This is a genomic window from Pseudomonas sp. ADAK2 TE3594 (assembly GCF_053628675.1).
Map to the genome: position 1 here is coordinate 1,453,778 of NZ_JBRJGV010000001.1, position 11,652 is coordinate 1,465,429.

The 11,652-nt window shown below is 58.9% G+C and carries 11 protein-coding genes and 5 tRNA genes; 12 read left to right on the forward strand and 4 right to left on the reverse strand.

Annotation, left to right across the window (positions count from 1 at the left end):
* Positions 1-214 precede the first annotated feature (214 nt).
* Together AB7M22_RS06685 and AB7M22_RS06690 are read right to left on the reverse strand one after the other, a co-directional pair.
* Positions 215-715: a hypothetical protein gene (locus tag AB7M22_RS06685; RefSeq protein ID WP_454185649.1), complete on the reverse strand. Its 501-nt coding sequence runs from the start codon at positions 713-715 to the stop codon at positions 215-217.
* A gap of 227 nt (positions 716-942) precedes the next feature.
* A tRNA-Asn gene (locus AB7M22_RS06690) sits at positions 943-1,018 on the reverse strand.
* 225 nt (positions 1,019-1,243) lie between these two features.
* Here AB7M22_RS06690 and AB7M22_RS06695 point away from each other — a divergent pair.
* Entirely contained in the window at positions 1,244-1,474 is a 231-nt protein-coding gene (locus AB7M22_RS06695) for a hypothetical protein (protein WP_008007186.1), read from the forward strand.
* Here the strand turns inward: AB7M22_RS06695 and AB7M22_RS06700 are convergent.
* Positions 1,471-1,671 carry a hypothetical protein gene (locus tag AB7M22_RS06700; RefSeq protein WP_007935214.1) on the reverse strand — a complete coding sequence of 67 codons (201 nt, stop codon included), beginning with the start codon at positions 1,669-1,671 and terminating at the stop codon, positions 1,471-1,473. The genes AB7M22_RS06695 and AB7M22_RS06700 overlap by 4 nt on opposite strands.
* 232 nt (positions 1,672-1,903) lie before the next feature.
* Complete coding sequence (locus AB7M22_RS06705) at positions 1,904-3,100, reverse strand: amino acid aminotransferase (protein WP_008007188.1); 1,197 nt, start codon at positions 3,098-3,100, stop codon at positions 1,904-1,906.
* A gap of 336 nt (positions 3,101-3,436) precedes the next feature.
* Here AB7M22_RS06705 and uvrB point away from each other — a divergent pair, with 336 nt between their 5' ends.
* From uvrB to AB7M22_RS06760, 11 genes are all read left to right on the forward strand, one after another.
* On the forward strand, positions 3,437-5,452 hold the full coding sequence (gene uvrB / locus AB7M22_RS06710) for an excinuclease ABC subunit UvrB (RefSeq protein ID WP_008007189.1): 2,016 nt from the start codon (positions 3,437-3,439) through the stop codon (positions 5,450-5,452).
* Positions 5,453-5,698: 246 nt separating this feature from the next.
* Positions 5,699-7,180 (forward strand): glutamate--tRNA ligase, encoded by a 1,482-nt coding sequence (gltX, locus tag AB7M22_RS06715; protein WP_454185650.1) that lies wholly within the window; start codon positions 5,699-5,701, stop codon positions 7,178-7,180.
* Between the two features lie 190 nt (positions 7,181-7,370).
* Positions 7,371-7,446 (forward strand) — tRNA-Ala (locus AB7M22_RS06720).
* Between the two features lie 79 nt (positions 7,447-7,525).
* Positions 7,526-7,601, forward strand: a tRNA-Glu gene (locus AB7M22_RS06725).
* Positions 7,602-7,654: 53 nt separating this feature from the next.
* A tRNA-Ala gene (locus tag AB7M22_RS06730) sits at positions 7,655-7,730 on the forward strand.
* 80 nt (positions 7,731-7,810) lie between these two features.
* Positions 7,811-7,886 (forward strand) — tRNA-Glu (locus tag AB7M22_RS06735).
* Between the two features lie 182 nt (positions 7,887-8,068).
* The gene (locus AB7M22_RS06740) at positions 8,069-8,608 is read left to right on the forward strand and encodes a TetR/AcrR family transcriptional regulator (protein ID WP_007905983.1); all 540 of its coding nucleotides are present in this window, start codon (positions 8,069-8,071) and stop codon (positions 8,606-8,608) included.
* Positions 8,609-8,638: 30 nt separating this feature from the next.
* Positions 8,639-9,472 (forward strand): alpha/beta fold hydrolase, encoded by an 834-nt coding sequence (locus tag AB7M22_RS06745; protein ID WP_454185651.1) that lies wholly within the window; start codon positions 8,639-8,641, stop codon positions 9,470-9,472.
* 48 nt (positions 9,473-9,520) lie between these two features.
* Positions 9,521-9,958 (forward strand): acyl-CoA thioesterase, encoded by a 438-nt coding sequence (locus AB7M22_RS06750; protein ID WP_454185652.1) that lies wholly within the window; start codon positions 9,521-9,523, stop codon positions 9,956-9,958.
* 167 nt (positions 9,959-10,125) lie between these two features.
* Positions 10,126-11,085 (forward strand): tRNA dihydrouridine synthase, encoded by a 960-nt coding sequence (locus AB7M22_RS06755; RefSeq protein ID WP_454185653.1) that lies wholly within the window; start codon positions 10,126-10,128, stop codon positions 11,083-11,085.
* A gap of 120 nt (positions 11,086-11,205) precedes the next feature.
* Positions 11,206-11,652 carry an Hsp20 family protein gene (locus AB7M22_RS06760; protein ID WP_007905974.1) on the forward strand — a complete coding sequence of 149 codons (447 nt, stop codon included), beginning with the start codon at positions 11,206-11,208 and terminating at the stop codon, positions 11,650-11,652.

Consider the following 11,652-nt stretch of genomic DNA (forward strand, 5'->3'; position numbering starts at 1 on the left):
TGCAATTGCGCATCCTTGGGCTTGGCCTCCAGCATTGGCCCCCCATCTTGTTGGCAGCAGAGAAGCTGGCTCCCTCTGAAGTAGTGACGACTGGCATGCCGGTCGGATTCTGAACCCAAGGTCATTCGTGGCCAGGAGCTAAAGAATCGCTGCGACTACTCCTCGAAATATTCAAAAGGCGTCCTCTGGGGCGCCTTTTTTATTGCATTGCTTTTTACTTTCTTGAGCCTGGTTTGGCAACGGTGCCAACCAAGGTGCCTTCGGCGCGCCTTTTGGGGTACCAGGTCACGACGTAATAACCGAACCCTCGACGCTCGTTCCTTGGTTCTAGAATGAGCGAGCCGGTGGGATTCTTAAGGACGGCAACTCTGTGGTCTCCGCGCATATCTTTGAATTCGCAGTAGATGGGAGCGCCAGGCACGATCATTTTGGCTATGTGAATGGCGACATCATCGATGGTGTGGCAGCCATATTTTGCCAGATCAAGCTTGTGGGCTCCCCATACATGTCTAACACCGAACCCTCTGTTTATTCCTTTGTGTATTCCAACTCTCAGGAATATTTCATCTCCCCGTAAATCGAACTTGGGCATGTTGGGCAGGGTGCCAAAGCTCAAGGAGCCTGAAGGGTGAGGGACAAGGACATTCTCCTTGAGTTTGAGTAACTCTGACACGCGAACAATCCAGGCTATCGGCAGGCGAAAGGCGCTATTCATAACGCACAAATTCGTCGCCTCACAGTCCGCATTTGGCCATCATGGATGTGGCTGCTGGCACTCTAGCCCAACGTTTTCGAGGGGTAAGAGGATGGCTTGAAACTCGGCTACGGAAATTCAGGAAACTTCCTACTCTGTCAGGCCAGAATTCAAAGGGTCTCGTCTTTTCATTAGGCACAAAAAAGCCCCTGAACCTTTCGATTCAGGGGCTTTTCGATTTTGCTGTCTGGCTCCACGACCTGGACTCGAACCAGGGACCCAGTGATTAACAGTCACTTGCTCTACCAACTGAGCTATCGCGGAATGGCGCCTATGTTACTGATTCAAAAAGAGAAGTCAAGCCTCTGTTGGCAGTTTGATGTTTTCATCGGATCAGAGGGGGCTATAGGCCAATGACGGTTACCAGAATCGCGGTAGAGGTCTACCATGGTCGCCCGGAAGTGGTGACACGCGCTGCCGGCCCTCAGCCGAAAAGGTATGCGCCATGAATCACCCAACCCTCACACCTCAAAACAGCGGGGTGTTCGTATGAGCATCGCTCAGATCAGCCTGCCCAAAGGCGTTGGCCCGCACGCCGAGAAACTGTTCGACGCAATCACTCAGGCCAGCACCGCTGATGAATTGAACCGGGCGGGCGGCAAGGCCGAAGGTTTTGTTTTGGGCCTGGAAAGCACCAAGGCGATCAAAAGCCAGGTGGCCGAGTCGCTTTATGTGGCCTATGACGACGCGGCCAGCCAGCGTGCAACCGAATTGGCTTAACCGCCGAAGGTAATGGTGCCGAGCATCAGCTTGGCGTACAGCATCGTGGCGGCCAGTTGCACCAGCCACAAGGCCAGGCCGCCAAGGAACACGCCCGCAGCCACTTGCAGCACCAGGTTATTACCGCGTTTGGCCGAAGAGCGGGGCACGAAGTGGTCCAGCTCGTCGCGGTCGGCGCGTAGGTCATCGTTTTTCATGTGGGTTCTCAAGAATTCTCGGGTGTACATAAAACCTGTGGGAGCGAGCCTGCTCGCGATGGCGGCGGCACATCTTGTATCTATGCGACAGAAAGACCGCTATCGCGAGCAGGCTCGCTCCCACATTTAATTTGTGTGGAGTTTAAAGGGCGCAGCTGCTGCTTTGAGATTTATCTGCGGCCAATAAAAACGGGAAGCCCTATGGCTTCCCGTTTTCATATCACGCAACCACTCAGATCACCGCAACGATGGCCTTGGTCACGGCGTCGATGTTGCTCTGGTTCAGCGCAGCAACGCAGATGCGGCCGGTGTCCAGGGCGTAGATGCCGAACTCGCTACGCAGACGGGTTACCTGCTCAACCGTCAGGCCGGAGTAGGAGAACATGCCGCGCTGGCGACCGACGAAGCTGAAATCGCGCTGTGGAGCGTTTTTCGCCAGCAGGTCGACCATCTGGGTGCGCATGCCGCGAATCCGCAGGCGCATTTCTGCCAGTTCTTCTTCCCACTGGGCACGCAGTACCGGGCTGTTCAGCACAGCGGCGACGATGCTTGCACCGTGAGTCGGCGGGTTGGAGTAGTTGGTGCGGATTACGCGTTTGACTTGCGACAGCACGCGCGCGCTTTCTTCTTTCGATTCGCTGACGATCGACAGGGCGCCAACGCGCTCGCCGTACAACGAGAAGGATTTGGAGAACGAGCTGGAAACGAAGAAGGTCAGGTCCGATTCGGCGAACAGGCGCACGGCCGCGGCGTCTTCATCGATACCGTCGCCAAAACCCTGGTAGGCCATGTCAAGGAATGGCACGTGACCTTTGGCCTTGACCACTTCCAGCACATTTTTCCAGTCCGCCGGGCTCAAGTCCACGCCGGTCGGGTTGTGGCAGCAAGCGTGCAGCACAACGATGGAGCCGGACGGCAGGGCGTTCAGGTCTTCCAGCAGGCCTGCACGGTTAACGTCGTGGGTGGCGGCGTCGTAGTAGCGATAGTTCTGCACCGGGAAGCCGGCGGTTTCGAACAGTGCGCGGTGGTTTTCCCAGCTCGGGTCGCTGATCGCCACGACGGCGTTCGGCAACAGTTGCTTGAGGAAGTCAGCACCGATTTTCAGCGCGCCAGTACCGCCGACGGCTTGGGTGGTGATGACCCGGCCAGCGGCGATCAGCGGCGAATCATTGCCGAACAGCAGTTTCTGCACGGCCTGGTCGTAGGCGGCGATGCCGTCGATCGGCAAGTAGCCACGGGAAACGTGTTGAGCGGCGCGAATCGTCTCGGCTTCGACAACGGCGCGCAGGAGTGGAATTCGCCCCTCCTCGTCGCAGTAAACACCGACCCCCAGGTTGACCTTGTTGGTACGGGTATCGGCATTGAATGCTTCGTTGAGGCCCAGGATTGGATCGCGTGGTGCCATTTCGACAGCGGAGAACAGGCTCATTATTGCGGCGGCTCTGAATGGAGTGTGGAGGGACGTGTCGCGCTCCAGCCGAATGCACTAGAGCGGTGCACAAACGGGGAGCTAGTATAGAGGCCATCAGCGATTGATGGCGACAGGCGATTCGGCTTTTACCGTAAGTTTTTCGAATTATTTTTCGATCGTGGGTCGAGTGGTGTCGTCAAAGGTTTTACCCGATGTAGGACGTTTGCCTTGAAAGCGATGGCAATCGGCTCCACATTGAGCACAATCCAGTTTTTTCCTCGGGCGACATCGGTCGTTTGTGGTCTTTTTCGTTCGTGCCCGGTCAGCCGTGCAGATGCGAACCCAGAGGTAGTTATGTCTGAATTCCAGCTAGTCACCCGCTTCGAGCCCGCCGGCGATCAGCCGGAAGCCATCCGCCTGATGGTCGAGGGCATTGAGGCCGGGCTGGCGCACCAGACATTGCTCGGTGTGACCGGCTCGGGCAAGACCTTCAGCATCGCCAATGTGATCGCCCAGATACAGCGCCCGACGCTGGTGCTGGCGCCCAACAAGACCCTGGCCGCGCAGTTGTATGGTGAATTCAAGGCGTTCTTCCCCAACAACGCCGTTGAATACTTCGTGTCCTATTACGACTACTACCAGCCCGAAGCCTATGTGCCGTCGTCGGACACCTTCATCGAGAAGGATGCCTCGATCAACGACCACATCGAACAGATGCGCCTGTCCGCCACCAAAGCGCTGCTGGAGCGCAAGGACGCGATCATCGTCACCACGGTGTCGTGCATCTACGGTCTGGGCAGTCCGGAAACCTATTTGAAGATGGTGTTGCACGTCGATCGCGGCGACAAGCTCGACCAGCGCGCGCTGCTACGTCGCCTGGCCGACCTGCAATACACCCGCAACGACATGGACTTCGCCAGGGCGACCTTTCGGGTGCGCGGCGATGTGATCGATATCCACCCGGCGGAATCCGATTTCGAAGCGATCCGCATCGAGCTGTTCGATGACGAAGTGGAGAGCCTGTCCGCCTTCGACCCGCTGACCGGTGAGGTCATCCGCAAACTGCCACGTTTCACCTTCTATCCGAAGAGCCACTACGTGACGCCGCGGGAAACCCTGCTGGAGGCCACCGAAGGGATCAAGGTCGAATTGCAGGAGCGCCTGGAATACCTGCGCTCCAACAACAAACTGGTGGAAGCCCAGCGACTGGAGCAACGCACCCGTTTCGACCTGGAGATGATCCTGGAGCTGGGCTACTGTAACGGCATCGAAAACTATTCGCGCTACCTCTCGGGCCGTGAGTCCGGCCAGGCGCCGCCCACTTTGTTCGACTACCTGCCGGCCGACGCCTTGCTGGTGATCGACGAATCCCACGTCAGCGTGCCGCAAGTCGGCGCCATGTATAAAGGTGACCGTTCCCGGAAAGAAACGCTGGTGGAGTACGGCTTCCGTCTGCCGTCGGCGCTGGACAACCGGCCGATGCGTTTCGACGAGTTCGAAAGCATCAGCCCGCAGACGATTTTTGTCTCGGCCACGCCGGGCAATTACGAGGCGGAACATGCTGGCCGCGTGGTCGAGCAATTGGTGCGACCGACTGGCCTGGTGGACCCGCAAATCGAAATCCGTCCGGCGTTGACTCAGGTCGACGACTTGCTCTCGGAAATCACCAAGCGCGTGGCCCTGGAAGAGCGGGTGCTGGTCACCACGCTGACCAAGCGCATGTCCGAAGACTTGACCGATTACCTGGCCGACCACGGCGTGCGCGTGCGTTATCTGCACTCGGACATCGACACCGTGGAGCGGGTCGAAATTATCCGCGACTTGCGCCTCGGCGTCTTCGATGTGCTGGTGGGGATCAACCTGCTGCGTGAAGGCCTGGACATGCCGGAAGTCTCGCTGGTGGCGATTCTCGATGCGGACAAGGAGGGTTTCTTGCGTTCCGAGCGCTCGTTGATTCAGACCATCGGCCGGGCGGCGCGCAACCTCAATGGGCGGGCGATTTTGTACGCAGATCGCATCACCGGCTCCATGGAGCGGGCGATCGGCGAGACCGAGCGTCGTCGCGACAAGCAGATCGCCTTCAACCTGGCCAATGGCATCACGCCGAAGGGTGTGTTCAAGGACGTCGCCGATATCATGGAAGGCGCAGTCGTGCCGGGTTCGCGCAGCAAGAAGCGCAAAGGCATGGCCAAGGCCGCCGAGGAAAGTGCCAAATACGAGGCCGAACTGCGCTCGCCGAGCGAGATCAGCAAACGCATTCGTCAGCTGGAAGAGAAGATGTACCAGCTCGCCCGCGACCTGGAATTCGAAGCTGCGGCGCAGCTGCGCGACGAAATCGGCAAGTTGCGGGAGCGGTTGATCGCGGTTTGATTTGTGGTGTCTGTGAGGGCCTCTTCGCGGGCAAGCCTCGCTCCTACGGGACCGTGTCGTTCACCCATTTTGCGACCGGCACGTACCTGTAGGAGCGAGGCTTGCCCGCGAAAGGCGCGCCACCGTCCAAAGCGTTTCCCCGATATCAATCTTCTTAAATACCCCACTCACTGGAGCCGGGCGGCTATCGCCTGTTACCATTCGCCTCTTGTTTGATCTTCGCTTTTATTCTTTTCGAGACATGCCATGACCACCGTCCGCACTCGCATCGCGCCATCGCCTACCGGGGACCCCCACGTAGGTACCGCTTACATCGCTTTGTTCAACTACTGCTTTGCCAAGCAGCATGGCGGTGAGTTCATCCTGCGGATCGAAGACACCGACCAACTGCGTTCGACCCGCGAGTCCGAACAGCAGATTTTCGACGCCCTGCGCTGGTTGGGTATCGACTGGAGCGAAGGCCCGGACGTCGGCGGCCCGCACGGTCCTTACCGTCAAAGCGAGCGCGGCGATATTTATCAGAAGTATTGCCAGCAATTGGTCGACTTGGGTCATGCCTTCCCGTGCTTCTGCACGGCTGAAGAATTGGACCAGATGCGCGCCGAGCAAATGGCCCGCGGCGAAACCCCGCGTTACGACGGCCGTGCGCTGTTGCTGTCCAAGGAAGAAGTCGCGCGCCGCCTGGCTGCCGGCGAGCCACACGTCATTCGCATGAAAGTGCCGACCGAAGGCGTGTGCGTGGTGCCTGACATGCTGCGTGGCGACGTCGAGATCCCGTGGGATCGCATGGACATGCAAGTGCTGATGAAGACCGACGGCCTGCCGACGTACTTCCTGGCCAACGTGGTCGATGACCACCTGATGGGCATCACCCATGTTCTGCGCGGTGAAGAATGGCTGCCATCGGCGCCGAAACTGATCCTCTTGTACGAATACTTCGGCTGGGAACAACCGCAGCTGTGCTACATGCCGCTGCTGCGTAACCCGGACAAGAGCAAGCTGTCCAAACGCAAGAACCCGACCTCGGTGACTTTCTACGAGCGCATGGGCTTCATGCCGGAAGCAATGCTCAACTACCTGGGCCGCATGGGCTGGTCGATGCCGGACGAGCGCGAGAAGTTCTCCCTGCAGGAAATGGTCGATAACTTCGACCTGAGCCGCGTCTCCCTCGGCGGGCCGATTTTCGACATCGAGAAGCTGTCGTGGCTCAACGGCCAATGGTTGCGTGACCTGCCGGTGGAAGAGTTCGCCGCTCGTCTGCAAAAGTGGGCACTGAACCCTGAATACATGATGAAGATCGCGCCGCACGTGCAGGGCCGGGTTGAAACCTTCAGCCAGGTCGCACCGCTGGCCGGCTTCTTCTTCGCCGGTGGCGTGAACCCGGACGCCAAGCTGTTCGAATCCAAGAAACTCTCGGGCGATCAGGTTCGTCAGTTGATGCAGTTGATCCTGTGGAAGCTGGAAAGCCTGCGTCAGTGGGAGAAGGACAGCATCACCGCAACGATTCAGGCGGTGGTCGAATCCCTGGAATTGAAGCTGCGTGATGCCATGCCGCTGATGTTCGCCGCGATCACGGGGCAGGCCAGCTCGGTGTCGGTACTCGACGCGATGGAAATCCTCGGTCCGGACCTGACCCGTTTCCGTCTGCGTCAGGCTATCGACCTGCTGGGCGGCGTGTCGAAGAAGGAAAACAAGGAGTGGGAAAAACTGTTGGGTAATATCGCCTGAACGGCGTTTGACTCTGCAGGAGCTGCCGAAGGCTGCGATCTTTTGATCTCGATCTTCGGTGCTGCCCCCGAATTTACGGGGGGAGGGCGGTAAGTGATTGTTATGGCGACAAAAAATTTTGGAAATTGTTAAAAATAAGTTTGACAGCCTTCCGATGCGCCATTAAGATTCGCCCCGTCCTCAGCGATGAGGGGCTATAGCTCAGCTGGGAGAGCGCTTGCATGGCATGCAAGAGGTCGACGGTTCGATCCCGTCTAGCTCCACCAATTTACACTTCAAGGTCTGGCCACACCGGCCTTGAAGCGATCAACACTCAGCGTTGATCAGTTGTATAGAAGGGTTTGCGTCCCCTTCGTCTAGTGGCCTAGGACACCGCCCTTTCACGGCGGTAACAGGGGTTCGAGTCCCCTAGGGGACGCCAGTTTTACAGAAGCGATGTTGCAAAATGTCGCTCCGCCGCGAGGCGAAAAATCCGGGGCTATAGCTCAGCTGGGAGAGCGCTTGCATGGCATGCAAGAGGTCGACGGTTCGATCCCGTCTAGCTCCACCAATTTTACAGTTCAAGGTCTGGCCACACCGGCCTTGAATCGATCAGCTCTCAGCACTGATCAGTTGTATAGAAGGGTTTGTGTCCCCTTCGTCTAGTGGCCTAGGACACCGCCCTTTCACGGCGGTAACAGGGGTTCGAGTCCCCTAGGGGACGCCACGATTACCCGCTCTGCGGGATTTTTAAGGGTCATTCAATTATTGAATGGCCCTTTTGTTTGTCTGGCGTTTGGCCAACTCTCCTTTTTCCTCAAAACTGTTCTTCAGACCAGCGGTCACATTCACGACTTGCGGAAAATTATTATGAGAATAATATTCTAGTCGTAATATTCGGAGGCAACGATGAACGATAAAAAAGCTCAAACCCGCGAACGCATCCTCAAGGCTGCCAGTGCCGCGCTGATCCAGCGCGGCCCGGCCGAGCCGAGCGTGGGTGAAGTGATGGGCGCGGCAGGCCTGACGGTCGGCGGCTTCTATGCGCACTTCGAAAGCAAGGACGCATTGATGCTGGAGGCGTTCAAGCTGCTGCTCAGCCATCGTCGTGGCTTGATTGCTGACATGGATGCTCAGTTGACCGGCGAAGAGCGTCGCGCGTTGGTTGCGGCGTTCTACCTGTCGCGCAAACACCGTGATTCCACCGAGCAGGCATGTCCGATTCCGGCGTCGGTCGGCGAGCTGGGCCGTCTGCCGGACGAGTTTCGTGTGGCGTTGAATGAACATGTCGAGTTGATGGTCGCGCAGTTGGCGGCCAGCCCGGAAGAGGCCGACAAAGCCTTGGCCGACATGGCCTTGATGGTCGGTGGTTTGGCTCTGGCACGGGCGCTGGGGCCAGGAGAGTTGTCCGATCGATTGCTGCGCGCCGCCAAGTCGGCGGTGCTATGACCTAAAGGCGTCAGCCTGAGGAGATGGGCGATGAACACGTTGAGCTGGGTTCGTGGCGTTAATGGCACCTTGGGCTGGTTCGCGCCGAAGCTGGTGGCGAGCAAGATGCGTCTGGCATTCATGACCCCGCGGGAATTGCCGCCGCGTGATTGGGAATTGCCGCTACTGGCGAAATCCGAACGAATCACTTTGCGCTTCGGCCTCTCGGCGCTGCGCTGGGGCCAGGGGCCGGCAGTGTTGTTGATGCACGGCTGGGAAGGCCGGCCAACGCAGTTTGCTGCGCTGATCACGGCGCTGGTCGATGCCGGTTACACCGTGGTTGCCCTGGACGGCCCGGCACACGGTCGTTCGCCAGGTCGCGAGGCTAATGTGGTGCTGTTCGCTCGGGCGATGCTCGAAGCGGCCGCTGAATTGCCGCCGCTGCAAGCGGTGATCGGTCACTCCATGGGCGGCGCCAGTGCCATGCTCGCAGTTCAGTTGGGCTTGCGCACCGAAACCCTGGTCTCGATCGCCGCCCCGGCGCGAATTCTCGGGGTACTGCGTGGGTTCGCACGCTATGTGCGCCTGCCGCCCAAAGCGCGTTCGGCGTTTATTCGCCAGGTCGAGAAAGACGTCGGCATGCGCGCCGCTGCGCTGGATGTTGCGCGCTATCAGCTCGACATGCCGGGGCTGATCGTTCATGCCGAGGACGACACCTTTGTCCCGGTCAAGGAATCCCGGTTGATCCACGAAGCCTGGTTCGACAGCCGTCTGTTACGCCTGGAAGAGGGTGGGCATCAGCGGGTGCTGGCGGATCCGCGGGTGATTGACGGCGTTCTCTCGCTGCTGGCCGGTCGCAGCCTGCAATCGCGCCAATCGGCCTGAGCTTCCGTTACACTGCTTCGGTCGAAATAATCTGACCGGGAGTGGGGCATGGGCTGGGATCGGGCAACGCCGTTTATCATTGATCTGGAAGTGGCCGCCGAGGACATCGACGGGCTGGGCCACGCGAACAACGCGGTGTACGTGACCTGGCTCGAGCGCTGCGCCTGGCGCCACTCGCAACGGCTTGGGCTGGATCTGGTCGAGTACCGGCGGCTGGATCGGGCGATGGCGGTGGTACGGCACGAGATCGATTACCTGGCGGCGGCCTATGAGGGCGATGAGTTGCAGTTGGCGACCTGGATCGTCGATTGGGACCAGCGTCTGAAAATGACCCGACACTTCCAGTTGAAGCGCCCCAGCGACAACACGACGTTGCTGCGGGCGCAGACCACTTTCGTGTGCATCGAACTGTCGACCGGCAAGCCCAAGCGCATGCCGGCGGAGTTTATCGAGGGCTATGGCCCGGCGTTGCAAGTCGCGATCTAATTGAAGCTTTCGCGGGCAAGCCTCGCTCCTACGGATCACCGAAATCTGTAGGAGCGAGGCTTGCCCGCGAAGGCGTCCGCACACTTGCCATCGCCCGGTCTGACGAAATACCTTCTGCACGCCGAAACCAGTAAACTGCCGCACGTTTTTCGTTGAGTGTGTTTTTCATGCAAATTGCTTTGGCGCCCATGGAGGGGTTGGTCGACAACATCCTGCGGGACGTGCTGACCCGTGTGGGCGGTATTGATTGGTGCGTGACCGAATTCATTCGGATCAACGATCAACTGCTCACGCCTGCCTATTACCACAAGTTCGGCCCGGAACTGCTGACCGACGCCCGAACTGCCTCCGGCGTGCCGCTGCGGGTGCAACTGCTCGGCTCCGATCCGGTGTGCCTGGCGGAAAACGCCGCCCTGGCCTGCGAGTTGGGTTCCGAAGTCATCGACCTGAACTTCGGCTGCCCGGCCAAGACCGTCAACAAATCCCGTGGCGGCGCGGTGCTGCTCAAAGAGCCTGAACTGCTCAACCAAATCGTCGAACACGTCCGTCGTGCCGTACCCGCGCATATCCCGGTGACCGCCAAGATGCGCCTCGGTTTCGACAGCCCGGACGGTGCACTTGTCTGCGCCACGGCCCTGGCTGAAGGCGGCGCGGCGCACATCGTGGTTCATGCGCGGACCAAAACCGATGGCTACAAGCCGCCAGCTCACTGGGAGTGGATCCCTCGGGTGCAGGACGTGGTCAAGGTGCCGGTGTTTGCCAACGGCGACATCTGGAGCGTTGAAGACTGGCGTCGTTGCCGCGAGATCAGCGGCGTCGAAGACATCATGCTCGGTCGTGGTCTGGTATCGCGCCCGGATCTGGCCCGACAGATTGCCGCCGCCCGCGCCGGTGAAGAGGTTGTCGAGATGACCTGGGCCGAGCTGCTGCCGCTGATTCAGGACTTCTGGCTGCAAGCCAAGGCGCAGATGACGCCACGCCAATCGCCGGGTCGCTTGAAGCAGTGGCTGGCGATGCTGACCCGCAATTATCCCGAAGCGGTAGAGCTGTTCATCGTCCTGCGTCGTGAGACCGAACTGGATAATGTCTCGCGTTTACTGGGGTTGCAGGTGTCTGAAGCGGCCTGAAAAAAATCTTGAAATAATCTCTTGAAAAGCAATCAGCGGTCCTTATCTAAGGATTACGCGATGCCGAATTCGGGTCGCGGAGACAAAAAACTTGCTGATTATGTTCAGGAGATTTGAATCATGAGTACTGCATTTTCCCTGGCCCCACTGTTCCGTTCCTCGGTAGGTTTCGACCGTTTCAACGATCTGTTCGAAACCGCCCTGCGCAATGAGCCAGGCAGCACCTATCCACCCTACAACGTTGAAAAATACGGTGATGATCAATACCGCATTGTCGTAGCGGCCGCCGGTTTCCAGGAAGAAGACCTGGACCTGCAAGTGGAGAAAGGTGTGCTGACCATCAGTGGCGGCAAACGTGACGCGGACGAAAGCGTCACTTACCTGTACCAAGGCATCGCTCAGCGCGCCTTCAAACTGTCGTTCCGTCTGGCGGACCATATTGAAATCAAGGCCGCCGAACTGCGCAACGGTTTGTTGAGCATCGACCTGCTGCGCGTGATTCCGGAAGAGGCGAAAGCCAAACGCATCCCGATCAACGGGACGCAGAAGCCGGCTCTGCAACACTGA